19 protein-coding genes, 1 pseudogene and 1 riboswitch are annotated in these 26,951 nt (G+C 71.3%); of the genes and pseudogenes, 9 read left to right on the top strand and 11 right to left on the bottom strand.

Features of this window, described 5'->3' with window-relative positions; translation table 11 throughout:
* Window positions 1–1,075 (bottom strand): magnesium chelatase ATPase subunit I (locus AN216_RS21795; RefSeq protein WP_170843188.1); only part of this gene is annotated, 1,075 nt, incomplete at its 3' end.
* Between the two features lie 42 nt (window positions 1,076–1,117).
* Window positions 1,118–1,266, bottom strand: a riboswitch (cobalamin riboswitch).
* A 161-nt stretch (window positions 1,267–1,427) separates the two neighbouring features.
* On the opposite strand from AN216_RS21795, the gene AN216_RS21790 reads away from it, so the two are divergent.
* Both AN216_RS21790 and AN216_RS21785 read left to right on the top strand, forming a co-directional pair.
* The gene (locus AN216_RS21790) at window positions 1,428–1,712 is read left to right on the top strand and encodes a hypothetical protein (RefSeq protein ID WP_079166831.1); all 285 of its coding nucleotides are present in this window, start codon (window positions 1,428–1,430) and stop codon (window positions 1,710–1,712) included.
* 86 nt (window positions 1,713–1,798) lie between these two features.
* Window positions 1,799–2,281, top strand: coding sequence for a nucleoside deaminase (locus AN216_RS21785; RefSeq protein WP_070198410.1), 483 nt, complete (start codon window positions 1,799–1,801; stop codon window positions 2,279–2,281).
* A 222-nt stretch (window positions 2,282–2,503) separates the two neighbouring features.
* Here AN216_RS21785 and AN216_RS21780 read toward each other — a convergent pair whose 3' ends face one another.
* The 5 genes and pseudogenes from AN216_RS21780 to AN216_RS30385 all read right to left on the bottom strand — a co-directional run.
* Window positions 2,504–3,571, bottom strand: coding sequence for an FAD-binding oxidoreductase (locus tag AN216_RS21780; RefSeq protein ID WP_244502578.1), 1,068 nt, complete (start codon window positions 3,569–3,571; stop codon window positions 2,504–2,506).
* On the bottom strand, window positions 3,571–4,854 hold the full coding sequence (locus AN216_RS21775) for an aromatic ring-hydroxylating oxygenase subunit alpha (RefSeq protein WP_070198409.1): 1,284 nt from the start codon (window positions 4,852–4,854) through the stop codon (window positions 3,571–3,573). Before AN216_RS21775 ends, AN216_RS21780 begins: the two co-directional genes overlap by 1 nt.
* Window positions 4,855–4,874: 20 nt before the next feature.
* On the bottom strand, window positions 4,875–6,935 hold the full coding sequence (locus tag AN216_RS21770; RefSeq protein ID WP_070198408.1) for an NADH:flavin oxidoreductase: 2,061 nt from the start codon (window positions 6,933–6,935) through the stop codon (window positions 4,875–4,877).
* Window positions 6,936–7,098: 163 nt separating this feature from the next.
* Window positions 7,099–7,881, bottom strand: a complete 783-nt coding sequence (locus AN216_RS21765) for an IclR family transcriptional regulator (RefSeq protein WP_070198407.1) — start codon at window positions 7,879–7,881, stop codon at window positions 7,099–7,101.
* A gap of 336 nt (window positions 7,882–8,217) precedes the next feature.
* Window positions 8,218–8,614 (bottom strand): annotated as a pseudogene (locus AN216_RS30385) (C39 family peptidase); the annotation flags it as partial.
* Between the two features lie 117 nt (window positions 8,615–8,731).
* On the opposite strand from AN216_RS30385, the gene AN216_RS21760 reads away from it, so the two are divergent.
* The 3 genes from AN216_RS21760 to AN216_RS21750 all read left to right on the top strand — a co-directional run bounded on the left by AN216_RS21760 (window position 8,732) and on the right by AN216_RS21750 (window position 13,029).
* A complete protein-coding gene (locus AN216_RS21760) occupies window positions 8,732–9,646 on the top strand; it encodes an LLM class F420-dependent oxidoreductase (RefSeq protein ID WP_070198406.1) in 915 nt (304 codons plus the stop codon).
* A gap of 540 nt (window positions 9,647–10,186) precedes the next feature.
* Window positions 10,187–11,623: an FG-GAP and VCBS repeat-containing protein gene (locus AN216_RS21755; RefSeq protein WP_170843187.1), complete on the top strand. Its 1,437-nt coding sequence runs from the start codon at window positions 10,187–10,189 to the stop codon at window positions 11,621–11,623.
* A gap of 317 nt (window positions 11,624–11,940) precedes the next feature.
* Window positions 11,941–13,029 carry a class I SAM-dependent methyltransferase gene (locus tag AN216_RS21750; protein ID WP_070198404.1) on the top strand — a complete coding sequence of 363 codons (1,089 nt, stop codon included), beginning with the start codon at window positions 11,941–11,943 and terminating at the stop codon, window positions 13,027–13,029.
* A gap of 200 nt (window positions 13,030–13,229) precedes the next feature.
* On the opposite strand, the gene AN216_RS21745 is transcribed toward AN216_RS21750, so the two are convergent.
* A complete protein-coding gene (locus AN216_RS21745; protein WP_070198403.1) occupies window positions 13,230–14,054 on the bottom strand; it encodes an SAM-dependent methyltransferase in 825 nt (274 codons plus the stop codon).
* Window positions 14,055–14,505: 451 nt separating this feature from the next.
* Here AN216_RS21745 and AN216_RS21740 point away from each other — a divergent pair, with 451 nt between their 5' ends.
* Together AN216_RS21740 and AN216_RS21735 are read left to right on the top strand one after the other, a co-directional pair.
* On the top strand, window positions 14,506–15,789 hold the full coding sequence (locus AN216_RS21740) for a cytochrome P450 (protein WP_070198402.1): 1,284 nt from the start codon (window positions 14,506–14,508) through the stop codon (window positions 15,787–15,789).
* Window positions 15,789–17,099: a cytochrome P450 family protein gene (locus tag AN216_RS21735; RefSeq protein WP_070198401.1), complete on the top strand. Its 1,311-nt coding sequence runs from the start codon at window positions 15,789–15,791 to the stop codon at window positions 17,097–17,099. The genes AN216_RS21740 and AN216_RS21735 overlap by 1 nt, the downstream gene beginning before the upstream one ends.
* A 74-nt stretch (window positions 17,100–17,173) precedes the next feature.
* On the opposite strand, the gene AN216_RS21730 is transcribed toward AN216_RS21735, so the two are convergent.
* On the bottom strand, window positions 17,174–17,950 hold the full coding sequence (locus AN216_RS21730; protein ID WP_070198400.1) for a VOC family protein: 777 nt from the start codon (window positions 17,948–17,950) through the stop codon (window positions 17,174–17,176).
* A gap of 410 nt (window positions 17,951–18,360) precedes the next feature.
* Between AN216_RS21730 and AN216_RS21725 the strand changes: the two genes are divergently transcribed.
* Window positions 18,361–18,780, top strand: coding sequence for an ATP-binding protein (locus AN216_RS21725; protein WP_070198399.1), 420 nt, complete (start codon window positions 18,361–18,363; stop codon window positions 18,778–18,780).
* A 111-nt stretch (window positions 18,781–18,891) separates the two neighbouring features.
* Here AN216_RS21725 and AN216_RS21720 read toward each other — a convergent pair whose 3' ends face one another.
* From AN216_RS21720 to aspS, 3 genes are all read right to left on the bottom strand, one after another.
* Window positions 18,892–19,311, bottom strand: coding sequence for an MmpS family transport accessory protein (locus AN216_RS21720; protein WP_170843186.1), 420 nt, complete (start codon window positions 19,309–19,311; stop codon window positions 18,892–18,894).
* A 209-nt stretch (window positions 19,312–19,520) separates the two neighbouring features.
* Entirely contained in the window at window positions 19,521–21,620 is a 2,100-nt protein-coding gene (locus AN216_RS21715; RefSeq protein WP_070198397.1) for a PhoX family protein, read from the bottom strand.
* A 240-nt stretch (window positions 21,621–21,860) separates the two neighbouring features.
* Entirely contained in the window at window positions 21,861–23,711 is a 1,851-nt protein-coding gene (gene aspS / locus AN216_RS21710) for an aspartate--tRNA ligase (protein WP_070198417.1), read from the bottom strand.
* Window positions 23,712–24,003: 292 nt separating this feature from the next.
* Between aspS and AN216_RS21705 the strand changes: the two genes are divergently transcribed.
* Window positions 24,004–26,745: a SpoIIE family protein phosphatase gene (locus AN216_RS21705; RefSeq protein ID WP_070198396.1), complete on the top strand. Its 2,742-nt coding sequence runs from the start codon at window positions 24,004–24,006 to the stop codon at window positions 26,743–26,745.
* The last annotated feature ends 206 nt before the right edge of the window (window positions 26,746–26,951 follow it).

Here is a 26,951-nt window from a genome sequence, read left to right as displayed (position 1 = left end):
CGGTGTCCGCGCCGCCGCCCGGGCCGCCGCCCGGGCCGCCCGGGTCGGGGCCGTCGGGCTCCGGATCGTCCGGGCCGAGCAGTTCGTCCAGCCGTTCCTCGTCGAGTCCCGGCTCGTCGAAGGGGTTACGCCGGCGGCGATGGGGCAGCGCGAGCCGGGCCGCGGCCCGTACGTCCTGTCGGGTGACGTGCGTACGCCCCTGCCAGGCCGCGTGCGCGACGGCGGCGCGGGCGGTCACCAGGTCGGCGCGCAGGCCGTCCACGTCGAAGGCGGCGCAGATCCCGGCGATGGTCGTCAGCGTGTCGTCGTCCAGCGCGATGCCGCCGACCAGCCGCCGGGCGGCGGCGAGCCGTTCGCGTACGGCCTGCTGCTCGGTCTCCCAACGCGCGGCGAAACCGGCCGGGTCGGCGTCGAACGCCAGGCGGCGGCGTACGACCTCGGCCCGGACGTCCGGCTCCCGGGTCGCGGCGACCTCGACCGTGAGTCCGAACCGGTCGAGCAACTGCGGGCGGAGTTCCCCCTCCTCGGGATTCATCGTGCCGATGAGCGCGAACCACGCCGCGTGCTCGACCGACACCCCGTCCCGTTCGACGCTGAGGCGGCCGGTGGCCGCGGCGTCCAGCAGCAGGTCGACGAGGTGGTCGTGCAGCAGGTTGATCTCGTCGACGTAGAGCATCCCGCGGTGTGCGCGGGCGAGCAGACCGGGCTCGAACTCCACGGCGCCCGTACGCAGCGCCCCCTCCAGGTGCAGCGTGCCGGTGACCCGGTCGTCGCCGGCACCGGCGGGGAGTTCGACGAGCCGCGCGGGACGGGTGACGACCGGGGTGTCCGGGCCGAACGGGCCGTCGGGGGACTCGGCGTGCGGATCACCCGGGTCGACGGAGAACCGGTCGCCCTCGTAGACCGGCACCGGCGGCAGGACCTCGGTGAAGCCCCGCACCGTCGTCGTCTTCGCGGTGCCCTTCTCGCCGCGTACGAGGACGCCGCCGATGAGCGGGTCGATCGCGGTGAGGGCGAGGGCGAGGGTCATGTCGTCGGAGCCGACGACAGCCGAAAAGGGGTACTGCACTGGCATAGGGGCTCCCGCTCGATCTGCCATGAGTCCCGGACGCGGTCGCGCCCGGGTCGGATCGAGGCCGGTCTTCGGACTTCCCAGGTCTGTGCCTGAGTTACCGCAGCGGGCCCTGTGCCGGACTTGCACCGGCTTCCCAGATTCTCCCCGTGGCGTGGCGTACGCCGTGGGGCACCTCGAACCTCGTGATCACCCTAGCCGCACCGGGCGGCCCCATGGAGAGCGTGGACCGGTGAGGATGCGCACACCGCGTCCCAGCGCAGGGTGGTCGTACGACACCAGCAGGTCAGCGAGCCGAGGAGAATTCGCGCGACGCGCTGTGCGTGATCTTGTACGTGGCTAACCTCTCTCCCGCATGCTTGTCACCGCCAAGGAGATGATCATGGAACGGTTAGGGCCAGCGAAGCGAGACCCGAAATGCACCATGTGCGGATGGGGGTACGACCCGGAGTTCATGACGGGCCTGCCCTGTCGTCTGTACCGCCAGGACGACACCCCGAGGCCGGGATGTCCGCCGCAACAGGAGGACATGCGCAGAGTGCGCGCCGAGGTGAGCGGGAAGAACGCGGCCCCGACGAGCGGCGGTTGCCTCCTCGTCCTGCTGACGCTCCTGCTCGCGGGCGTCGCCCTCGTGTGGTGAGCGGGCCGCGAGTGGGCGGGGCGGTACGGCGGTAGAGTGCGTGACCAGGCCGGTCGGTCGAGTTCGGGAACTCAGGCTCTGGAGGCATCACGGTGGAAGAGGTCGAGACGCGGCATCTGCGCCGCTGTGTGGCACTGGCCACCGAGGCACTGGAGGCCGGCGACGAACCCTTCGGCTCGCTGCTCGTCGCCGCGGACGGGACGGTCCTGGCCGAGGACCGCAACCGGGTGGCCGACGGTGACCGCACCCGCCACCCGGAGTTCGCGCTGGCCCGCTGGGCCGTGGAACACCTGACTCCGGACGAGCGGGCCGGTGCGACCGTCTTCACCTCCGGCGAGCACTGCCCCATGTGCGCGGCGGCACACGCCTGGGTGGGCCTGGGCCGTATCGTCTACGCCTCCTCCTCCGCTCAACTGACCACCTGGCTGGAGGAACTGGGGGTCGCGGCGGCGCCCGTACGGCCACTGCCGATCCAGGACGTCGCGCCGGGAGTCCGCGTGGAGGGCCCGTACCAAGACCTCGCCCAGCAGGTACGCGAGCTGCACCGCCGGCTGCACGGCGCGGCCTGATCTCCCGGGGTGGCGCGTGCCGCACACTCGGCACCCCGGCGGATCGCGGGCCGGCTCACTTCGTCGCCCCCGGGCGAAGTCGTTGTCGATGTACCGCTGGAGGAAGAGGAACGCGAGCAGGGTCGGCAGGATGACGAGATGGTGCCGGCGGAGATGTTCTCCCGGTGAGCGACGAACGCACCCTTGAAACGGAACAGCGGGTCACCCCGTCGAGTTGTGCCGTCAGGCGTCTATCACCAGGTCGTCCAGGGGTTTCGAGCAGCACAGCAGGATCTTGTGATCCGCGATCTCGCGGGGTCGGATGCCGCCCTTGTGCGGCATGTCGACGGAACCGGCGAGCAGCGTGGTCTTGCAGGTTCCGCACATGCCCTGGCCGCACGAGGCCGGCAGGCTGATGCCCGCGCTGGCCGCCGCGGCCAGGACGGTGCTGTCCGCGTCGCAGTCGATGGTGCGCCCGCTGCGGGTGAACTCGACGCTGAAGCCCTGTCCCGAGTCGGGCGCGCGCTCGTACTCGTGCTGGCCGGCGGGCGCGGCCAGGGCCACGTCCGAGGTGGGGAAGCTGAAGCTCTCCTCGTGGTAGTGGGCCATGTCGAGGCCGGCCGTGGCGAGCATGCGCCGTACGTCCCGCATGTAGCCGTCCGGCCCGCAGGCGAAGACCTCCCGTTCGAGGAGGTCGGGAGCGTGTTCCCGGATCAGTTCCGGATTCAGGCGCTCGCCACGGTCGTCGAGGACGTGCGCCACCCGGAGTTGGGGCGTGGTGGCGGTCATGAAGGCGAGTTCCTGACGGAAGATGATGTCCTCGAAGGTGCGGGCGCTGTGGAGGAACACCACGTCCACGGGACGGGCCAGGTCGTAGAGCGTCCGGGTCATCGACATCACGGGGGTCACGCCGCTGCCCGCCGACAGGAAGAGGTACTTCGGCGCGGGATGCCGGGCGGTGGAGAACTCACCGAGCGGGCCTCGCGCCCGCACGGTGGTGCCGGGGGTCAGGTGGTCGTGGAGCCAGTTGGAGACCAGTCCGCCGGAGACGCGTTTGACGGTGATCGCCACGACGTCGGGGCGGGTCGGTGGGGAGGCGATGGTGTAGCAGCGCTCCACGGGCCGTCCGTCGATGTCGAGGAGGAGGGTGAGGTACTGGCCGGCCTCGTGCCGGAACAGTCGGGGTTCGGTGGGTTCGAGGACGAAGGTCCGGACGTCGGCGGTGACGTCGTCGACGCGAGTGCACACCAGCGTCCCGTCACACCAGGCGGGCAGGGGGCCGGCCGGCATCGTGGCTGTCGTCATCGTCATCAGCCCTCCAGGTGTTCCTTCAGCCGGGTGATGTACCAGTTGACGAAGTCCTCGACCTGGGACTCGGTCGGGCTGTAGGGGCCCGGCAGGTAGGCAGGGCTGCTGATGCCCCGCTGGGCGCGGGCGACGAGCACGGCGTCCTGCTCGTTGGTGGTGTTCCACACCCGCGTCAGGGTGTCGGGGTCGTAGTCGACGCCCTCCACGGCGTCGGCGTGCACCAGCCAGGTGGTCCGGACGAGGGTGCGGTCCGGCGCGAGCGGGAGGACGGCGAAGGTGACGGCGTGATCGGACGCGAGGTGGAACCAGGCGTTGGGTTGCGTGTGGAGCCCCAGGTGGCCGAGACGCGCCGTGGGGAAGTCGGCGAGCAGGCGCCGGACCGCGACCCGGCCGTCCGTCGTGAAGGACTCGCCGGCCAGGTCGAGCGGTTCACGCTGGACGCGGAAGCCGGTGGGGCGGGTGTCGAGTTCCTCAATGGTTTCGTAGGGCAGGCCCAGTGACTCGTACGTCGCGCGGGCGTCCGCGTCGGCCGCCAGGAAGCGCTCGTAGGTCGCACGCAGCGCCGGCGGGACCTCGTCGGCCGTGAAGTTGTAGAGCGGGAAGTAGCAGCGTTGGAGTTCCGGGTGGCCGGCGCAGTGGTAGCACTCCCGGTTGTTCTCCATGGTGAGCTTCCAGTTGGCCTCCTCGACGAGGTCGATCTGCCGCGCCACCTTCGCCCGCCGCAGGTTGTGCGGTGCGAGGTACGGCTCAACCCGGTCGGCCACCTCGTCGAAGTCGGCGGGTGGTCGGGCGGCGAGGGAGACGAAGACGAGGCCGGCGAGGGTGCGTACGTGCACGGTGCGCAGGCCGAAGCAGGTGGGGTCGAAGTCGGGCGACTGTGATTCGGCGTGCAGCAGCGTGCCGTCCACGCCGTACGTCCAGTGGTGGTAGCCGCAGACGATGTTGCCCACCGAGCCGTGTGGCTCGTGGAGCAGGCGCGCGCCACGGTGTCGGCACACGTTGTGGAAGGCCCGTACGTCCTCCTCATCGTCGCGGACCAGGATGACCGAGTACGGCCCGATGGTGACCGTGACGTAGTCGCCGGGTTCGGGGAGTTCGGCCTCGGCGGCGACGAAGATCCAACTGCGGGCGAAGACGGCCGCGATGTCGAGTGCGAGGAACTCCTCACTGACGTAGAAGGGGGCGTCGAGGCTGTGGCCGACGACGCGCTGGTGAACGAGGTCGGCGGCGCTCGTGGCGGGGGCGCGTGTGGCGGGGGCGCTCGTGGCGGGGGCGCGTGTGGTCATCTGGTCTCTCCGATCGCTCGTCAGACCGGCAGGCACAACCGCAGGGCGTCGTAGACGGCGGCGTGGATGTTGCGGCTGGTGACCGCGTCACCGATACGGAACAGCTGGTACCGGCCGGCGTCGTTGCGCAGGACGGTCTGTTCCTCGTGCGCCAGCAGGGCGCGGTGGTCGACCTCGCCGTGGTTGCGGGACGCGGGCAGCAGGTCGGTGTACAGCTCGTCGTTCGGAAGGGTGCCGTGCTCGACCACCACGTGGTCGACGATCCGTTCGATCTCGGTCCCCGCGTACTCGCTGTGGAGTGTCACGGCGAGTCGGCCGTCCCCGGTTCGGCGCACCGCGCGCAACCGCTGGGCGAGCACGGTGTCGACCTCGTGCTCGGCGAAGGTCCGCAGGTAGGCCGGGGAGTTCATGCTGCCGACGTCGGGGGCCAGGGTGCGTTCCGGGGTCACGTAGCACAGCCGGGCACCGGTCGGGGCGAGGAGCTCCACGGCGTCCATCGCCGGGTAGCCCCCGTGGTCGTCGTAGACGAGCACCTCGCTGCCGTCGTGCGGGCGCAACGCTCCGGAGGCGACGTCCCAGGTGTCGGCGACCAGGTCGGCGCCGACGGGCAGGAAGGACCGGTTGGGCATCCCGCCGGAGGCGATGATGACCAGGTCGGGGTGTTCGGCGAGCACGTCCCGGGCTTCGGCGTAGGTGCCCAACCGCAGGTCGACGTCGTGGTGCCGGCACTCGGTGACTCGCCAGTCGACGACGCCGAGCAGGTCACGGCGGCGGGGGTTCGACGCGGCGAGCCGCACCTGTCCGCCGGGTTCGTCGGCGGCCTCGAACAGCACGACGTGGTGGCCGCGTTCGCCCAGGACCCGGGCGGCTTCGAGCCCGGCCGGGCCGGCCCCGACCACCACCGCCGCGCGGCGACGCCCCACGGACGGGGGAATCGTGTGCGGAATCCGGAGTTCGCGTCCGGTAGCGGGGTTGTGGACACACTTGGTGTCCCCGGAGTCGTAGATCGCGTCCAGGCAGTAACTCGCGCCGACACAGGGCCGGATACGGTCCTCCCGGCCGGAGCGGATCTTGGCGACCAGATGTGGGTCGGCGATCTGCGCCCGGGTCATGCCGACCAGGTCCAGCAGCCCCTCTCGTAGGGCGTGCCGCGCGGTGGCCGGGTCGGCGATCCGGGCCGCGTGCATCACGGGCAGGTCGAGCGCCCGACGTACCTCCCCGGTGAACTCCAGGAAGGGTCCCAGCGGCGTGCCCATCGAGGGGATGGTCCGGGCCAGGGAGGCGTCGCTCTCGATAGTGCCGTGGATGGCGCTGACGAAGTCGATGCCCGCGGCGCTGAACCGCCGGGCCGCCACCAGTGCCTCGTCGAAGGTCAGGCCGTGCGGAAGGTCCTCGTCGAGCGCCATCCGCGCACCCACGAGGAAGTCCGGCCCGACGGCCGCGCGCACCGCCCGGATGACCCGGAGCGGGACGACCATCCGACGCTCCAGGTCGCCGCCGAGCTCGTCCTCCCGATGGTTCGTCGCGGGGGACAGGAAACCGTCCAGGAAGTGCCCGTAGCACTGCAACTCGATGCCGTCGAGGCCGGCGTCCCGGCAACGCCGCGCCGCGGCGGCGTAGTCGGCGACGACCCGGTCCAGGTCCCACGGCTCGGCGGTCTTGGGAAACGCCCGGTGCGCGGGCTCGCGCAGCGGAGAGGCGGCCACCACCGGCAGCCAGTCGCCGGAGTAGTTGCTGGTACGGCGGCCGAGGTGGGTGACCTGGCACATGACGGCCGCTCCGGCCTCGTGCACCTCGTCTGCCAGCCTGCGCAACCACGGGACGATGTCGTCCCGGTACAGCAGCAGATTGCCGAACGCCGGCGGACTGTCCGGGGAGACAACGGCCGATCCGCCGATCATCGTCAGACCGACCCCGCCACGCGCCTTCTCCAGGTGGTAGGCGCGGTAACGGTCACCGGGGAGCCCGTCCTGGCCGAACGCCGGTTCATGGGAAGTGCTGACCACTCGGTTGGGCAGGGTCAGGTGCTTGAGCTGGAAAGGCTGGAGCAGGGGATCGATGTTCGTGGTCTGAGTACGCACAACCGCTCCTAGGGAAGCTCCGTGGCGGACTGACGACGCTGTGGTACGGGCCGGACTCAACGAGAGAAGATCGACACACGGTTTCGCATTGCGAAACATAAACACGATGCGAAACAACTGTGGGCCCCGCGCGCCCACGCCGTCAACCCCCGGAGGAGAGCGGTCAACCGCGCCTGATATAGCCCTTGCGCCAGGAGATCCGATCGCCGGCAGCGACGAGCTGCTCGGCGAGCCCCGCGACCGTACGCGTGTCGATGCGGAACGTCGGCCCGGAGAGCGTCACCGTCGCCACCACCTCGCCGTTCAGCGAACGCACGGGGGCAGAGAGGGCGGCCAGTCCGATCTCATGCTCCTCGCTGATGGCGCTGTAACCCCGCGCGCGCACGGACTCCAACTCCTCCCGCAGACGCGCCGGGTCCGTGACCGTGTGCGGCGTGAACCGCTCCAATGGCTGCGCGAGGATCTCGTCGGCCTCGTCTTGGGGCATGTTCGCCAAGAAGACCTTGCCCGCCGATGTGGCGTGCATCGGCGTACGCTTGCCGACCCAGTCGATGCTGGTGATGGCCGCGCTGCTGATCACCTGGTCGATACTGATCACCGCCTCGCCGTCATGGACCGCCAGGTTCACCGTCTCCCCGGTGGCCGCGGCCAGCTCCTGACAGACGGGGCGGCTCAACAGCGACAGGTCGTTCCCCTTGGTCGCCCCACCAGCCAGTTCGACCACGGTGTAGCCGATGCGGTACCGCCCTCGCTCGCTGTCCTGCTCGACCAGCCCACGCGCCTCGAGGGTGGCCAGCAGACGGAACACGGTGGACTTGTTGATCTCCAGAGACTGGGCGATCCCGGTGATGCCGGACGGCCCCCGCGCGGCCAGCACCTGGAGAATCGACACCGCCCGATCCACCGACTGGACCGAGGTGTCGCGCACCCGACCGTTGCTGCTCATACCCGGAAGCCTATATGTGCCGCCCGGCGCACTCCGTCGAGCGCACGCCCCCGACGGGATCCGCGTCCCGTGCCGCCCACGCGCGGGGCGCGCACGAAGCCCCGCCTCTGGCCCGCTGGGGTGTCCGACCCGCTGGGTCGATGGGATGGGCCGGGTCGACGGGTGAGCGAGGTCGTCCGGGTGATCAGCGGAGGTGGCCGGCTCGGGTTGGCCCGTACGCGCCTTACGCGCCGTACGCGCCACCGGGCCAGACTGCGGGTTCAACGGCCGGCCAGGTGACGGCTCAGGCCGCGTAACCCTTCGGGGGACGAGCGAGGCGAGTTGGTCGAAGGAGAGTCAGTAGATGTGGCTACCACCGAAGGAGGCGGGGTCGGCGATGCGGACGGTCCGGTTGACGTCGTCATCGCCGATGACGGTGAAGTAATGGTAGATCGTCTGGCCCGGCGGGTAGCCGGGAGGCGGTTACCGGGAGGCGCGAAGATGTTGGTGACCAGCGGGTAGTTGTTGCTGATGTCGAGCACGATGTCGCGCCACAGCAGGTCCTTCCGGGCTGTGTGGGCGGGTCGTTCGGCATCTCCTTGGTCTCGTACCAGCTCGTGCCGAGGTTGTTGTTGAGCACGTTGGTGACCTGGCTGATGTGATCGGTCCCGCCCTGGTCGGTGCCCAGTTGGGCCGCCAGGTCGGCCTGGCTGGGCGGGGCCGTCCGCGCTGAGAGCGCGATACGCGTGGCCGAAGCCGAGGTTGTGCGCGTGACAACTAGCCGGGTGGCCGCGGCCAGACGCGCGGGCGGAGTTACCGTATACCGCAGCCGCCAAGCCACCAGCCATCCCCCATCGGAGAATTGACCCCCATGCGCATGGGCCTCGCCATATCGCAGTACGGACCGTTCGCCCGGCCCGAGGCCATCCGTACGGTCGCGCGCGCCGCCGAGGAACTCGGCTACCAGAGTCTCTGGACCGGCGACCGCATCCTGTCGCCTATACGACCCCAGGACGCGTATCCCGGCAGCAAGGGGGCGATGCCCTCGGCGTACGACACCTTCCTCGACCCGCTCACCGTGCTGACCGTCGCGGCCGAGGCCACCGAGCACGTCCGGCTGGGCACCAGCACGCTCAACGCCCTGTGGCACCCGCCCGTACTGCTGGCACGCACCCTGACGACGCTCGACGTGATCAGCGGCGGCCGGCTCGACGTGGGCATCGGACTCGGCTGGTCGCGCGACGAGTACGAGGCCGCCGGTGTGCCGTGGCAGCGGCGGGGAGCACGGCTGGAGGAGTGGCTGGACGTGGTCGACGCGATCTGGACGACGGACCGGGTCGAGCACAGCGGCGAACGCTGGTCCGTGCCGCCTTCGGCGATCTCGCCCAAGCCCGTGCAACGGCCGCGCCCGCCCGTACTCTTGGGCGGCTACTCGCCCGCCACGATGGAACGCCTCGGGCGACGCGCGGACGGCTGGCTCCCGGTGGCGATGCCGATCACCCGGCTCAACGAGCTGTGGCAGCGGGCCGTCGACTCGGCGGTGCACGCCGGGCGGGACCCACAGGCCCTGCGCCGCGCGCTCCGTATCAACGCACGGCTGACCGACGAGCCGACCCCAGCGGAGGCCAAGCCCGGCCACGGCACGGTGGCGCAGCTCGTCGACTACCTGGTGGAGGTCCAGGCGGCCGGCGTCGACGAGGTGTTCATCGACCTGCAGCAGACGGCGACGAGCGTCACCGAACTGCTCGACCACGCCGAGACGATCGCCTCCGGCCCGGCGGTCTGAGCACAGCGGGCGCCCCGACGCACGCCCGGGCAAGCGGAGTCGGCCTCGAAAGTTGCGTCCCCTCGTCAGCCGCGCGTGCACATCTCGACGGAGTCGCTACCCGCGGCTGCGGAAGGTTCTCCGTGTGACGCCCGCCCAGGCCACGAGCAGGGTGTGCTTCCCCACGCCCGCTGCTGGTCCCGCCATCACCACGTGGTCACACGCACCGAACGCGTGCTCCCCTCGCCCGCGGGGCTGGTCCCGTCGCGACGTTGTGCTCGCCGCCGGTATGGAGGTGATCCACGCGGCAAACAGTTTCCCGCCACGTGATTTTCACAAACCTGCCAACTCCCCTTCTGCCCTGCGCTTTTCCCCGTACGTACGGGCGCCACCGGGCGCCACCGCGGGTGTACGGCAAAACCGACGGCGGCGGCGTACAACCGCCGCCCCGCCACGCAAGTCCTACAGGCATCCGAGGCCGTGTACGCACTACCGGGCCGACCCTCCGGGACATCGACAACGGCCTCCGCTACCCCCCACCCGAATCGGGAGATGAATTCCGTGCGCAAGAGGACAGTCCGTACGACCATCGCGACGGCCGTCGCCGCCGCGGCCGTGGCCGCCGCCCCGGTGGCCTGGGGCGCCATGGGCGACAGCGGCGCCGGGACGGCGGCCGACGGCGGCGACTCCACCGTGGCCAAGCCGGTCGGGATCGCTCCGAAGGCCGACTTCAACAAGGACGGCCACGCCGACCTGGTCTCCACCGCCCCGAAGAGCGAGGTGTCCGGGGAGTCCAACGCCGGCTACGTGGCGGTGACCTACGGCTCGGCGGACGGCACCGACCCGGAGCAGCGCCAGGTGATCAGCCAGCAGGACGAGGACGTGCCGGGCATCGCCCAGGCCAACGCGCGCTTCGGCGCCGAGGCGGTCGCCCGCGACCTGGACGGGGACGGCTACACCGACCTGGCCGTACGGGTCGAGAAGAAGAACCATGACGAGTACGACGGCGGCGCCATCCTGATGTGGGGCTCTGACAAGGGGCTGCACGGCGGCGTCTACGTCAACGACGGCGGCAACGGCGACGACCTGACCGGCGGTGACTTCAACGGGGACGGCAAGGCCGACCTCTTCCTGGAGAGCGGCCAGCAGGAGGGGCTGGCGCTCGGCCCGTTCAGCCGCGAGGGCGTGCCCGCCAAACTAGGCCCCGCTCCGGAGGCGAACGACTTCACCGCCGACACCGTCGCCGGCGACATGACCGGAGACGGCAAGGACGACCTGGTCCGGTTCAGTCGCTACGAGAACAACGCGCACCCGGCGCAGTTCTACCAGGGAACGGAGGAGGGACTGCGGGCGACCGACACCAGGCTGCCCGCCGGCAGGACCGGCGCCCTCGGCGACGTCGACAAGGACGGCTACGCCGACCTCGTGATGTCCCCGCACCCCCAGAACGCCGCCAGCCAGCCGCCCAACTCGGTGCGGGTCTTCTACGGTTCGAGCAGCGGCCCGAACGTCGAGGAGCCAGGCCCGGTGATCGACCAGGACACCGAGGGAGTCCCCGGCAAGAAGGAACAGGGGGACGAGTTCGGCGAGGCACTGGACGCGGGTGACGTGAACGGCGACGGATACGCGGACATCGCCGTGGGCTCCCCCGGCGAGACCGCGCAGGGCAGGAAGGCGGCCGGCACCATGGTGCTGCTGCGGGGCGGCGAGGGCGGTCTGTCCGGCGACGGCGCGCAGGTCGTGGACCAGGCGACTCCCGAGGTCCCCGGCAAGCACGAGGCGAAGGACCGCTTCGGGGACTCGACGCGGATGCTGGACGCGGACAACGACGGCCACGCGGACGTGGCGGTCGGCGCGCCCAACGAGAACGCCGGCGTCGGCGCCGCCTGGGTGCTGCGCGGCGGGGACGAGGGAGTGACCACCGAGGCACGGTCGTTCGGGCCGAAGAACCTCGGGGCGCCCGAACTGCGCAACCTCGCCCAGGCGTTCGCGCGCTGACCGACACGGCGACCGTGCCGCGGCGGCAGGACGGCCTCCGGGCCGCCGCGGCACGTACGGCTCGCCCGTGCACGTACGGGCACGGGCGCCGGGACGTGGGGGCACGGGGACGTACGGGCAGGGGAACGCGCGGATAGTCCGGACGCGTACCGGTGCGTATCGCGCACGGATGACAGCGAGCGGTGATCCACCCGGCCGCTGCCCCGAAATCATCACAGCAAAGCCGCCCTGAGAACACGATTCCAGCACAATGATGCTTGAGTGATCTGAGGGTTTGGTGACAGTCTGACCGGAAAGCCCCCCTCGGAAAGGTGCGTATGTTGTCAGCCAAACGAGCGATCAGCCGCGCCGCTTACGGCTCACGTTTCGACAAGGTCCCCGAGACCCAGCTGCCGTACGTACGGCCCGGCGAACGGTTGGCCAGGGAGTTGCAGTGGCGCTCCCGCCTGCAGAGCTTCCCGGTGATGTCCATGGAGGAGTACCAGGCGCGCGCCAAGTTGGGCCCCATCGAGGAGTTCGTCAGCTGCCACATGTGCGGCGAGACGCGGCAGCAGCCGATCGTCCGGCCCCGGAGCAAGAAGAAGAAGGACGGCAAGTGGGCGTGGTCCTACCGCGTGGTGCACTGCCCCTCCTGCGGCTTCCTCTACCGCAACCCCAACATCCTCCCGGAGCGGCTGGGCGACCTCTACGCCAAGAACTACAGCAGCTTCCTGACGGGTGACTACGCCGAGAAGCGACAGCGCCGCTACCGCCTGACCATGGACTCCTTCTCCCCGGTCTTCACCGAGGGGAACAAGCGGCGGCTGCTCGACTTCGGCTGTGGCGCCGGCTACTTCCTGGAACTGGCCGAGGAGCGGGGATTCGACGCCTGCGGTGTCGACCTCTCACCGGACTCCGTCGAGCAGGCCAACCAGCGACTCTCCTCGGCCACCGCCTACCACGGAGCACCCGAGGACATCCCGGAGATCTCCGCCGGCGGCTTCGACGTGGTGACGCTGTGGTCGGTGCTAGCACACCTGCCGCGCCCCATCGAGGACTTCACCACCTTCCGGAACCTCCTAGGGCCCGGCGGAGTGCTGCTGCTCCTCAGCGTCAACGCGAACTCGCTGCTGCTCAAGCGGGACGGGGCGGGCTGGAACGGCTTCACCAAGAACCACCTGATGTTCTACTCCGCCGACACCCTTCCCATGCTGCTGCGGCACGCCGGTTTCGCGGGCGTCGCCTTCGAGCCGTTCTACGGCGACACCATCGAGGCCGGCACCACGAAGCTGCCGGAGGCGTACAACCACCGGCTGCGCAAGACCGTGGACGCCAGCGACGGCGGCAACATGCTCCGGGCACTGGCCTTCGCCGACCAGAAGGCCATCGACAACTGGGGCGACGGCCGGACGGTGCACCGGCTCTGAGGGACGTACGACGGTCCCCTCGACGCCTGCCACGGCGAGGTGGAGGGAGGGCCGAGCGAGGGGCCGGGGTCAGCGGGGCGACACGCGTTGCGGCGATTGTCGCCCCGCCGGTCCCGGCCCGTTCGGGCAACGGGGCCACACGAGGCGACCCGTCACGCCGGCCACAGCAGCGCGGCCACGCCGTGCTCCCGCCCCGCCGGCTACGGCTTCCGCGCCACCCCGCAGTAGAACGCCACCTCTTCGGGCTCGCCCCACGGCGTGGCTTCCGGCCGCCAGCGCGAACACGAGACGACGCCGGGCTCCAGGAGATCCAGGCCGTCGAAAAAGCGCGCCACCTGCTCGGGCGTGCGCTGGGTGAGTTTCGGGGTGCCGACCGAGTTCCAGAAGCGCACCGCGTCGTCCACGTCGTCCAGCCCGGGGCCGGTGATGGTGTGCGACAGCGCGAGATGGCTGCCCGAGGGTACGGCGTCCATCAACTCCCGCACGATCGCCGACGCCTGGTCGTCCTCGTTCACGAACATCGCGATGCCCAGCAGCATCACGGCGACCGGCTGGTCGAAGTCCAGCGTGGCCGCCGCCTGTCGCAGGATGCCGGCCGGGTCGTGCAGGTCCGCGTCCAGATAGTCGGTACTCCCGGAGACCGTGCTGGTCAGCAGCGCACGGGCGTGCGCGAGCACCAGCGGGTCGTTGTCGACGTAGACCACCCGGGCGTTGGCGGTGACGCGCTGCGCGACCTCGTGGGTGTTGTCGGCGGAGGGCAACCCCGTGCCGATGTCCAGGAACTGCCAAATGCCGGCTTCCTCGGCGAGATACCGTACCGCGCGGCCCAGGAAGGCGCGGTCCGCGCGGGCGTAGTCCAGGATGTCCGGATGGAGCGCCCGGATGTGGTCGCCCGCCTGCCGGTCCACGTCGTAGAAGTCGCGACCGCCCAGCCAGTAGTTCCACATCCGCGCGGAGTGGGCCACCGTGTGGTCGATCTGCGGAGGGGAGGCCGACTCCCCGGAGGCGAACAGTCCGTCACTCATCGACAAGCGTCTCCCGTCTCGTTCGCGCCATCCCGCCTCGCACCGTACCGGTACGCCGGCGCCCGGCCGCCGCGTCAGGGTATCCCGGCCCGCCCGCCACGGGACCGGGCCCGGACGAGCCGAGCCGAGCCGAGCCGAGCCAGCCAGCCGCACGGTGCCGTGCCGTACGGACCGACCGTACGGAACTCCGTACGCGAGGGGCCGGGCGATCGTCAATGAGCGGATTCGCACGGATCAGATCGGTCCGCATGCTCTCCGTGACAGCACAACTGGCCTAGAGTGGCCCCCGATTGGCCAACACATCTTGTTTGAACACGCCGCCCTGACCACGCGAGTCGTCCACAAGGATCACCGTGACCGCCACCACCCGACCCGTCCCCGGCGAGGGAGTAGCTGACGAGCACGCCGACCGTGTACGTGCGCCCGCTACCCGCGAAGGGGAGGAATCAACGTGACCACGCCCGCCCGAGACTCGAGCCCAGGGCCGCCGCCCGGCTGCCCGGCGCACGCGGCCAAGGGGGCCGTACCGCTGAGTGGGCCCCGGTTCCACACCGACCCGGCCCAGTTGTACCGGGACATCCGCCGCGAGCACGGACCGGTGGTCCCCGTCCTGCTGCCCGGTGACGTACCAGCCTGGCTGGTGATCGGCTACCGCGAGATGTACCACGTCACCGCCGAGCCACGGCTCTTCCCCCGGGACTCCGGCCTGTGGAACCAGTGGGACACGCTGCCCGAGGACTGGCCGCTGCGCCCGATGGTGAACGGCCGGCAGCCCGGCATCTACTACACGGTGGGTGCCGAGCACCAGCGGCACGTGGCCATGGTCCAGTCCGCCCTCGAAGGCGTCAGCCAGCTGGAACTGGACAAGCAGTGCGAGGAGTTGGCGGACGGGCTGATCGACGCCTTCTGCCAGCGCGGCGAGGCCGACATCATCGCGGAGTACGCCAAGCCGCTCCCGATCCTCGTGCTCTCCCGGCTGCTCGGGCTGCCGGACGCCGACGCCCCGGCGATGACCCGCGCGATCACCGCGCTCGCGGACGGCGGGGTGGACGCGCTGGAGGCCTTCCAGTACTTCGGTGACCGGCTCGCCCGACTCGTGGAGGAGAAGCGTACGGCCCCCGGGGCCGACGTCACCTCCCGGATGCTGGCCTACCCCGAGACGTTCACGGACGAGGAGTACCAGCTCGACCTGCAAGCGCTGCTGGCCGCCGGCCACCTGCCGACGGCCGACTGGATCGGCAACTCGGTGCGCCTGATGCTCACCGACGAGCGGTTCGCCGCCTCGCTGTCCGGCGGCCGGCACAGCGTGCCGGAAGCGATGAACGAGGTGTTGTGGGAGGACACCCCCACCCAGATCCTCGCCGGCCGCTGGGCCGCCCGGGACACCACGCTGGGCGGCTACCGGATCGCCGCCGGCGACATGCTGCTCCTCGGCCTGGCCGGGGCGAACAGCGATCCCGAGGTGCACGTCTCCGCCGGCGCGTCGGACGGCTTCCGGAACGGCAACAACGCCCACTTCTCCTTCAGTCACGGTGAGTTCGGCTGCCCCTTCCAGGCGCAGGAGATAGCCGAGTCCATCTCGCGTACGGGGATCGAGGTGCTGCTGGACCGGCTGCCGGACGTCGACCTCGCCGTGTCCGCCCAGACCCTCGCCCGTCGACCGTCCGCGTTCCTGCGCGGCATGACCGTGCTGCCCGTCCAGTTCTCGCCCAACCCACCCGTTGGAGGCCGCTGATGACCTGCCCGTACGAGCCGAGCGCGGCGCCGGGACGGCACTCTGGCGGCCTCCTCACGGCGGAGGGACCGCAGGGGATGGAGACCGCGGACGGCCAGTGGCCGCTCGTACTGGACCCGTTGGTGCGACGGCTGGACGAGGAGACCCGGCAGCTGCGCGCGGCCGGGCCGCTGGTGCGGGTGGAGATGCTCGGCGTGCGCGCCTGGACCATCACCCAGCACGCTGAGGCGCGGCGGCTGCTGACGGACACCCGGCTGGTCAAGGACATCAACCAGTGGACACTCTGGCAGACCGGTGAGGTGACCCGGGAGTGGCCACTGATCGGCATGATCGACTCGGGCCGTTCGATGTTCACCGTGGACGGGGCGGAGCACCGGCGGCTGCGTACCAAGACCGCGCAGGCGATCACGCCCCGGCGACTGGAGGAACTCCGTCCGGTCATCGAGCAGATCACCCACCAGCTGCTGGACGAGGTCGCGACGCGGGGCGCCGAGGGCGGGCAGGTGGACCTCAAGTCGGTCTTCGCGCTGCCGCTGCCGATGTCGGTGATCAGCGTGCTGATGGGCGTCGATCCCCAGCTGCATCCGCGGCTGCACCGGCTGTACAAGGCCTTCTTCTCGACTCAGACACCGCAGGAGGAGCGCCACGCGGTGATCGAGGAGTTGGACGCGCTGTACCTGGACATGGTGCGGGAGAAGACCGCCCGTCCGACCGACGACCTGACCAGCGCGCTGATCCAGGCGGACCAGGGCGGCGAGCCGCTGACCGAGACCGAGGTGGCCGGGAACCTCCAGGCGATGGTGGCGGCCGGTCACGAGACCACCATCAGCCTGATACTCAACTCCGTACGCGCCCTGCTCACCCATCCCGAGCAGTTGCGACTGGTGCTGGACGGCGAGGTGAGCTGGGACGCCGTGATCGAGGAGGCGTTGCGCTGGGACACCCCGGCGACGCATCTGCTGATGCGATTCGCCAGCGAGGACATCGAGGTGGGCGACGGCGTCATCCCGAAGGGCGACGGCGTGGTGATGTCCTACCGGGCCATCGGCTGGGACGAGCGGCAACACGGCGCCAACGCGGACACCTTCGACATCACCCGGCCCACGCCGGTCCGGCACATCTCCTTCGGCCACGGCCCGCACATCTGCCCGGGCGCGGCGCTCTCCCGGGTGGAGGCGGGCATCGCGCTGCCGGCGCTCTTCGAGCGTTTCCCGCGCCTGCGGTTCGCGGTGCCGGTGGAGGAGATCGTGAACCAACCGGTCCTCACGCAGAACGACCTGCGCAACTTCCCGGTGTTCCTGGACGGTTGAGGCGCGGGCGCGCCGAGGCTGCCCGCACCGCGCCGCTCATCCGCGCACCGGCCCCGCGGCTCGGCCAGGGCGGGTCACTCGCTGGTGACCACCGCGAACGCGGCACCGGCCGGGTCCTTCAACGCCGCCATCCGCCCCACCCCGGGCATGTCCGTCGCCGGCACGATCACGGACGCGCCGTGTGCCGTTCCGGTGGCCAGGGTCGCGTCACAGTCCGGCACCTCGAAGTACGGATACCAGCGGGAGCCGGCCCGCAGCTGCCCCTCGGGCAGCTGCATGATGCCGCCATGCGTGTCGCCCCGCTCCCCGCCGGTGCGCGCGACCAGGGTGTACGTCGTGCCGTTCCCGACCGTCGTGTCCCACAGCTCCCAGCCGAACACCGAGCCATAGAACTGCCGGGCCTCCGCCGCGTCCGTGGTGTACAGCTCGGTCCAGCACAGCGTGTACGGATCGCCCACCGCGTCCAGGCCGCGGTTCTCACCCGGCTGCCAGACGGAGAAGTGCGCCCCGGTCGGATCGGTGAACCCGGCCATCCGGCCCAGCGCGAAGACGTCGAAGGGTGCGAACCGCACCCCACCGCCGGCCTGTTCGACGACCGACGCGGTCTCCTCCACGTCGTGGCTGTGGAAGTACACCTCCCAGGAGGGCTCCGCGTCCTCCGCGCTCAGCGGACCGACGCCCGCGACGTTCCCGCCGTCCAGCCGCAGCAGGCCGTACCCGCCCGCCTCGGCGCCCTGTGGAGCGAAGTCCCAGCCGAACAGCGCACGGTAGAACTCCGCCGCTCCGTCGATGTCCCGGGCGGCCAGATCGAGCCAGATCGGGACGCCGGGGACATAGCTGGTGGTGAGCATGCCGGTGCTCCTGGGTGTCGGGTGCGTGGGGGCGCGTACGGACCCAGCTCGGCTGACGCCCGTACGGTCACACTGGCTCAGCCGGAATCAGCATGGCAGCGGAGCGGGGGGCACGCTTCCCGAGCGGCCAGCCGGGACCGCCAGTCGGGGGACGGCCCGGGCGGGCGGCCGTACGCCCCGGACCCGCTCGGGCGGCCGTACGGCCCGGGAAGCCAACCTCCGACGTGCGCACGAGCTCCGACGCGCGCCCCCGGCACGCGCCTCTGCTCCGGAAGTGATCCCTCACACGGTCAAAGTGCCCGGTTGTGACTTGACACTCGCCGCCGAGCACGATTGGCGAACGACCGAGCGGGAATGACCTGTTGCGGCGCTGCGTGCGAGCAGCGATTTCCATACGGAGGGGGAGCCACATGGGAGCGGACAGCCGTGCTGTGCGTCGTACCGCGCGAGTCGAGTACGCCCTGCCGCAGGAGGATCTCTCCGCCCGCTGGGCACGACGCCTGACCACCGGCTTCCTGGCCGGATCGTGGACTCCCCCGGAGGCCGAGCGATGGCGGGACGAGGCCGCGCTCGTCGTCTCCGAACTGGTCACGAACGCCACCCGGCACGGCGACAGCCGCTGCCGGCTGCGGCTGAGCACGGCCGCCGCGGGCGGTGTCACCATCGAGGTGCACGACGACGGCCCCGGCCAGCCCACCGCGCGGTCCGCGAGTCAGGAAGCCGAGGGCGGCAGAGGCATCGCCCTGGTGCGCTGCCTCACCCGAAGACTCGACGTCACACCGCACCCCGCCGGCGGCAAGACCGTGCGGGCCGTGCTCGCGCACTCCTAGGGCACGGCAGCCGCGCACCCGACGCCGTACGCCGGTCGGGCGCGCTCCTCCCGTGCCGGACGAGCGCGCCCCTGTCCCGAGTGGGTACGCCGACCGGCCGGGGCGTCCCCGTCACCGGGGGGTCGTGCCGCTACAGGTGGTGTTGAGGGTGGAGCCGGGATCATTCCGCTTCGTCCGCTCGTCCACCACCTTCCCGTTGACGAGTATCCGGCAGCCGATCTCCTTCCGCGGCTCCTCCGAGGACACCTGCAGGGTCAGTGACCTCCCCGGCCTCACCTCGAACTTCTTCGACCACGGCGTGGTGACCCCCTCGGCCTCGAGGTCCGACTGACCGTCGCCGCTCTTGGTGCCGGTGTACGACTCGGACTTGACGCCGGGGCTGTAGACACTCGCCGGTGAATCCCCCGTCACCTCGTACTCGACGGTGACCATGGCGCTGTCCCCGCCCCCGCCGGCGGAGTCGCCGCCGCTCGCCTTTCCGTCCTCGGAACAGCCCGTCAGCAACACCGCCGTGCCAGCCAGCGACGCCACGGCCAATCTTCCACGCATCCGTTCCCCCATGAACGCTTCCTACCGCCCGCGGGTTTCTCCCGGGGAGGCGGAACATCCTCGCACGCGCCTCCGACACGCACCTCGCCCGTGCCGCGCAACTCCCCGACCCCGCCGTGGAGTTGCCGGAAGACCCCGCACGCGTGCGCGCTGGTGCCGCCGCCCCGTACCGGCCGGCGGCACCAGCGCGGCTACGCGCCGATCCGCCCCCCGTCCTCGGCCCGTACGGTCACCACCGCGGGTCGTACGGCCTTTCCCGGCCCGTCCGGCCAGCTGGACACCGGGTCGTCGGCGCTCGCCCCGTCCACCTCGCCCGGGTGCTGCACCGCCACCAGCACCTGCCGCTCCCGCACGACCGGCCCGCACACCTCGCCGCCCGTCGGCACCGTCAGGAACTGCCGCACCTCACCCTCCCGGCGACCGCGCACCGCGACCCCGAACAGGCCGTCGTTGCTGCCCAGTTCGTTTCCGTCGGTGGCCAGCCACAGGTTGCCGTACGGGTCGAAGGCGATGTTGTCCGGGCAGGAGATCGGACTGACCCGCTCCTTGGGGAAGCCCGCGAAGTACGTCGAGGGGTCCTCCGGATCGCCGCAGACCAGGAACAGCCGCCAGCCGAAGCGGGTGGCGGCCGGATCGTCGTGCCGCTCGACCAACTCCAGCACCTGGCCGTGCTTATTGCCCCTGCGCGGGTTCGCCTCGTCTACGGGCGCCTTCTCCTTCGCGCCCCGGTCGGTGTTGTTCGTCAACGCGACGTAGACCCGGCCGGTACGCGGGCTCGGTTCGACATCCTCTGGCCGGTCCATCTTGGTGGCGCCCGCCCGGTCGGCCGCGATCCGGGTGAAGACGTACACCTCCTCCGCGGTCATGCCCTCGACGTACGAACGGTCCCCGGAGGCCAGTGGGAGCCATTGGCCCGAGCCGTCGAACTCGCCGTCCTCGGGCAGTGCGCCGTCCCCGGTGATCTGGTCGGCGGGGCTGTCCCCGGTGACCCGGGCGACGTACAGCGTGCCCTCGTCCAGCAGCCGCCCGTTGTGCTCCCGGTCAGCCGGGCGTCCGCCGCGCCGCATGGCCTCCTTGGAGACGAACTTGTAGAGGTAGTCGAAGCGTTCGTCGTCACCCATGTAGAGCACCGCGCGGCCGTCCCGGGTCAGCCGCGGCTCCGCCGCCTCGTGCTTGAACCGGCCGAGCGCGGTCCGCTTGCGCGGCGTGGACTCCGGGTCGTACGGATCGATCTCGACGACCCAGCCGAAGCGGTTCGCCTCGTTCGGCTCCTTCGCCAGGTCGAAGCGCTCGTCGAACCGCTCCCACTTGCGCTCGGACGCCTCCCCGGTCAGGCCGTACCGGGCGAGGCGCTTCCGGGTCGCCGGGTCGTCGACCCGGGCGGCGTTCGCGAAGTACTGGTTGAAGTTCTCCTCGCCGGACAGCACCGTGCCCCAGGGGGTGGTACCGCCACCGCAGTTGTTCAGCGTGCCCAGGACCGTACGGCCCTCCGGGTCGGCGGACGTGCGCAGCAGCTCGCCGCCGGCGGCCGGGCCGGTCAGCTCCACCGGGGTGGTGCCGGTGATCCGACGGTTCAGCCGGTGCCGGGACAGCGCCGTCAACCGGCCGCCGCGCTGCTCCTCGGTCACCAGCACGGTCAGCCCGTGTGCCGCCCAGGCCACCTCCACCTGTTCCCGCGTGGGCCGGTCGGCGTCGTAGCCGGGGAACATCATGACCTCGGTGGTGTACTCGTGGTTCACCACCAGCAGCCGCCGGTCCCGCTCGCCGGGCAGCTCCAGGCTCGCGATGTAGTCGCAGTTGTAGCCGAACTGGCCGGCCTGGGCCCGTGCCGTCTGCCGCTCGGGGTCGAACGCGGGCGCGCCGGCCAGCACCGGGTCACCCCAGCGGATCAGCACCTCCTGCGCGTAGCCCTCCGGTACGACCACGGCGTCCTCGGTGTTGGGCCGCACCGGCTCGAAACGCAGCCCGCGCGCGGGCCTTCCGCCCGGCTGACCGTGCCGACCACCGGGTCCGCCGGCTGGTACGGCCGCCGCCGGGGGCGCCTGACCGAGCACGCTGGCGCTGGTGGCCGCGGTGGCGGTGGCGACCGCGCCGGCGGCCAACAGCGTGCGGCGGGAGAGCGTGCCGGAGATCACCTCGCCGAGGTACGCGTTGTCGCTGGTGTTCGGCACCTCGTGGAAGCAGGCGTCACCGCAGCGGTAGCGGCAGGTGAGCGCGGACCTGCCGCCCGGGTGGGAGCCGGTCTGGCCGTTCGAGCCGTTCGAGCCGATCAGCGGCAGCGGTTTGCGCATGGTCCCCTCCGGGTGTTCGGGCTTCGCCGGTCCGGACGCTATGGGTGCCGGGACACCGGAGGGCGACGGCCGTATGAACGCCCGTTGAATCACCGGCCGGCGCGGCCGAGCGGCACGCGCGGCGCGTACGACGAGGGGCGCGTACGACGAGGGCGGTCGGACGAGTCGGAACTCGCTACGACCGCCCCCGGTGCCGCGCTCGGGGCCGGGTCACGACCCGGCCGGCCACCGCTCGGATCCCTACTCGCGGGCGCCTGCCTCGCTGGTCTCGCTGTCCTTGCTGGTCTCGCTGTCCTCGCTGGAACCAGCCGTGCCGGACCGCTGCTTCGCCGGCGCCGGCTTGCGCAACGCGAGGTGCAGCTCACGCAGCCGGGCCTCGCCGACCTCGTTCGGCGCGCCCATCAAAAGGTCCTGCGCGTTCCCGTTGAGCGGGAAGGCGATCGTCTCCCGGATGTTCGGCTCGTCCGCCAGCAGCATCACGATCCGGTCCACGCCGGGCGCGATGCCGCCGTGCGGCGGAGCGCCGAAGCGGAGAGCGCGCAGCATGCCGCCGAACTCCCGCTCGACGGTCTCGCGGTCGTATCCCGCGATACCGAACGCCTCGAACATGATCTCCGGTTCGTGGTTCCGGATCGCCCCGGAGGACAGCTCGACGCCGTTGCACACGATGTCGTACTGCCAGGCCAGCACGTCCAGCGGGTCCTTCGTACGCAGCGCCTCCAGGCCACCCTGGGGCATCGAGAAGGGGTTGTGCGAGAAGCCGATCTCGCCGGTCTCCTCGTCCTTCTCGTACATCGGGAAGTCCACGATCCAGCAGAACCGGAAGGCGTCTTGGACGAACTTGCCGGTCCGCCGGGCGACTTCGACCCGCACCGCGCCCATGATCCGGGAGACCTCGTCGAACTCGCCGGCGCCGAAGAAGACCGCCGTGCCCGGCTTGGCGTCCAGCGCGGCCGTGAGCGCCGACACGTCCGCCTCGGTCAGGAACTTGGCGATCGGTCCGGTCAGTTGACCGTCGTCGCCGACCCGTACCCAGGCCAGGCCCTTGGCACCCTGCTCGACGGCGAACTCGCCCATCTGGTCGAAGAACCTGCGCGACTGGTCCTCGGTGTCCGGCACCGCCAGGGCGCGTACGTGCTTGTCCGCGAACGCCTTGAAGCCGCTGCCCGCGAAGATCCCGGAGACGTCCACCAGCTCCAGCTCGGCCCGCAGGTCGGGCTTGTCCGAGCCGTACTTCAGCATCGCCTCGCGGTAGGGGATGCGCGGGAACGGCGAGGTGACGTGCCGGCCGTTGCCGAACTCCTCGAAGACGCCCGTCATGACCTGCTCGATGACCTGGAAGACGTCCTCCTGCTCGACGAAGCTCATCTCCATGTCGAGCTGGTAGAACTCCCCCGGCGAGCGGTCCGCGCGGGCGTCCTCGTCCCGGAAGCAGGGGGCGATCTGGAAGTACCGGTCGAAGCCGGCGATCATCAGGAGCTGCTTGAACTGCTGCGGGGCCTGCGGCAGCGCGTAGAACTTGCCGGCGTGCAGCCGGGAGGGCACCAGGAAGTCGCGGGCGCCCTCCGGCGAGGTGGCGGACAGGATCGGGGTGTTGATCTCGTTGAAGCCCTCGTCGGTCATCCGGCGGCGGATGGCGGCGACGACGGCGGAACGCAGCATGACGTTCCGGTGCATACGCTCCCGGCGCAGGTCCAGGAAGCGGTGCTCCAACCGCCGCTCCTCGTTCACCCCGTCCTCGGCGTTGATCGTGAACGGCAGCGCGCCGGCCTCGCCCAGCACCTCCACCTCGGCGACCTCGACCTCGATGTCGCCGGTGGCCAGCTCCGGGTTGACGTTGTCCGCGCCCCGGGCCACGACCCGGCCGTCCACCCGCAGCGTGCTCTCCTTCGACAGCGCGCTCAGTCGCTCGTGCACGTCGGCGCGCTCGGGCCGTACGAGCAGCTGCACGACGCCGTAGTGGTCGCGCAGATCGATGAAGAGGATGCCGCCCAGGTTCCGCCGATTGTGCAACCAGCCGCTCAGCCGGACGTCCTGTCCGACGTCGGTGGAACGCAGCTCGCCGCAGGTGTGGGACCGGTACCGGTGCATCATTCATCCAAGTCGTCGGGCGTGGGGGCGGGCGGGCTTCCGCCACACGGGCGGAGTCCACGGCCCCTCAGCCTACCGTCCCGGGCTTAGAGCGTCCGGCGGTAGGTGAGCGGCGTCGGTCGCCGATGCCCGGCGCCCGGCTGCGTTGTCGTCGGTCGACAGCGCCTCCGGCTGCCTCCCTGCTCCGCCTTGCCGGACTTGGGCCTCGACACCCTCCTTCTCCCACTCGCCCACCGCCGGACGCTCTTACCCGCACTCGCCTCGATTTCCCATACATGCATAAAGTGGGGCAATGCGCACGGATGACGTACTGGCGGCTCTGGGCGCCGGCGTCTGGCGATGGAACGACGACTCCGGCACGATCACCCTGGACGAGAGCGCGGCTCGACTGTTCGGGATCTCGAGGCCGCCGAGCGAGCACGACGGCACGTTCCGCCTCCCGGAGGAGGCCCTCCGGGAGCGCATCCACGTCGTCGACTACGTCGAGCTGGCGGACATCGCCACCCTCGCCCTGGCCGAGGGCCTGCTCGCCGAGGCGATGGTGCGGATCGTCACGGAGGACGGCGCCGTCCTGCGGACCGTACGCATCCGGTTGCGCGCCGTCCCGGCCGACGAGGAGCCGGCGGACCGTACGGCGGGACACGGGACACCCGCCGCCCGACGGACGGGCGGCGGGCAGCCGCACGACCTCGTCGGGGTCATCTCGGAGGTACCGCAGCAGCCCCCGAGCACACCCCACGAGCCCTCCGCCACGGACGCCGGGCAGTCGCGGCGGTCCGGCCGTGCGCAGCAGCCCGCACATGCGCAGCAGCCCGCCCAGGCCCCTCCGGCACGGGACGCGCGGCCAGCGACGCACCCTCCGCGTACGCGTACGGCCGCCGCTCCGGTGCAGACCCCGGTCACCGGCGACTGGCGGCGCTCCCGCGAGGCGTTCCTGTTGGACGCTGGACGCGCGCTGGCCGAGGCCCGCTCCACGGCGGAGGTGCTGCGGGTGGCGGCGGCCCTGGCCATGCCCGGCTTCACCCCCGACGGGTTCGCGGTCTTCGGCACGGACGGCGCGCGGCTGTCGGTTATCGGTCATCACGGACAGGCGCCCGGCGACGAGGGCCCCTTCGTGGACATGCCGCTGGAGACGGACTATCCAGCGGCCCAGGTGGTGCGTACGGGCCGGGCGGTCTACCTGCCGAGCCCGGCGGACTACCGGCACCGTTTCCCCACCACCTGGCCGCTGGCCGCGGGCTTCGAGCGACAGTCCTGGGCCTTCCTCCCGCTGATCGTCGCCGGGCGCACCATCGGCGCGTGGCTCGCCGCCTTCTCTCAGCCGGTCTCCTTCACCCCGGACGAACGGGCCGTCCTCTCCACCGTCGCCCGGATGCTTGCGCAGGCCCTCGAGCGCGCCCAGGAGCACGAGAGCGAACGGGAGTTGGCCGCCGGCCTGCAACAGACCCTGCGCCCGGTGTCCCGGCCCGACGCCGATGGCCTGGAGCTGGCCGCCCGGTACGTACCGACCGGCGGCGGCCTGCAGGTCGGTGGCGACTGGTACGACGTGATCCCGCTGCCGTCCGGGCGTACGGCGCTGGTGATCGGCGACGTGCAGGGCCACGACGTGCGGGCCGCCGGCCTGATGTCGCAGCTGCGGGTGGCGTTGCGCGCGTACGCCGCCGAGGGGCACCGTCCGGACGCGGTGCTCGCCCGCGCCTCCCGGTTCCTCGCGGAACTGAACGGCGCCGCCGAGACGCGGGCGGACGGACCGGGCGGCACGTCAGGCGCATCAGACCCGTCCGGCACGTCCCGCACGTCCCGCACGTCCGGCACGTCCGGCACGTCCGACGCGGAGTCCGAACCACGCTTCGCCACCTGTCTCTACCTCGAGGTGGACCCCGCCTCCGGCACCCTGGACATCGCGCGAGCCGGTCACCCCGAACCGGCGACCCGGATGCCGGACGCCCCGCTGCTCGTCCGCTCGACCGCCGGTGGCCCGCCCCTCGGCGTGGACCCGGCCGCCGACTACCCGGGGACGCGGCTGCTGCTGGAGCCCGGCGAGACGCTGCTGTTGTGTACGGACGGGCTGATCGAGACCGGCGGGCACGACGCCGACTCCGGCTGGGCCCGGCTGGCGGAGGTCTGCGCGGCCCAGCCCAGCGCGACGGGCTCCGGGGCAACGGATTCCGGGGCAACTGATTCCGAGGCAACTGATTCCGAGGCAACGGCGGACGGTGCCTCGGCGGACGTGGGGAGCGGCCAGGACCTGGAGGCCCTGGCGGACGCGCTGCTGCACGCCGTACACGGACCCGCCTCGCACCATCGGCCGGGCCCGCTTGCCGACCGGCGCGGGGACGACATCGCGTTGTTGCTGCTGCGTCGGGCCAGCACCGGCCCCGGGAAGTGCCCGGAACGGCACGCCGTGCGCCGTACGGTGCTGACCGTCGCGCAGGCGGAACCAGAGCGGATCGCCGAGTCCAGGAACCAGTTGCGGAGCCTGATGCACGACTGGGCGAACCAGGGACAGCTCGACACCGCTGTGCTGCTGCTGTCCGAGATGCTGACCAACGTCCTGGTGCACACCGACAACGATGCCCTGCTCATCCTTCAGGTCAGCGGCCCACCGGAGGGCCGGCTGCTCCAGGTCGAGGTCGCGGACGGCAGCGAGGAGCTGCCGCACCGGCGCTCCCCCGGCGAACTGGCCTCATCTGGGCGTGGGTTGATGCTGCTGGACTCGCTCGCGGGGGACTGGGGCGTGGAGCCGCGCGGGGACGGCAAGTGCATCTGGTTCCACCTGCGGGAGGGCCCCGAGGGCATCGGGGGCGCGGAGGACCCGTACGACATGAGCGGGCTGGCGGGCGCGGCCGACACGGAGGGCCTGGAGAGCCTGGAGGGCCTGGAGGGCGCGTACGACATGGGCCGTACGCACAGCGCGGACGACACGAACAGCGCCCACAGCGCGGAGAGCGCATCCGACGCGGAAACCCGACCCGTCGACTCCGGGGGCGAGACGCGCGACAAGGCGAGGGACGCGGCACCTCACGGGGGATAGAGGTGCCACGCCCCTCCGAAGGGCGGCGGGACTGGGGGGGAGTCCCACACGCCCGGTCTACGTCCCCGCCAGCACGGACGGGGAAACCTGACAGGCCCGGCCTGAATCGGCGGGCTCTGACCAGGGGAACGGGTGGCGGTTCCCCTGGGTTCCCGGACCCTCCACGACCAGCGGCACCCCTCAGCCCATACGCCCTCGTCAGCCCG

Origin of the sequence: Streptomyces oceani (genome assembly GCF_001751245.1) — a bacterium.
Taxonomy (GTDB): domain Bacteria; phylum Actinomycetota; class Actinomycetes; order Streptomycetales; family Streptomycetaceae; genus Streptomyces; species Streptomyces oceani.
The sequence above is the reverse complement of the archived record's forward strand: the minus strand, read 5'-3'. Positions and strand labels throughout refer to the sequence as shown.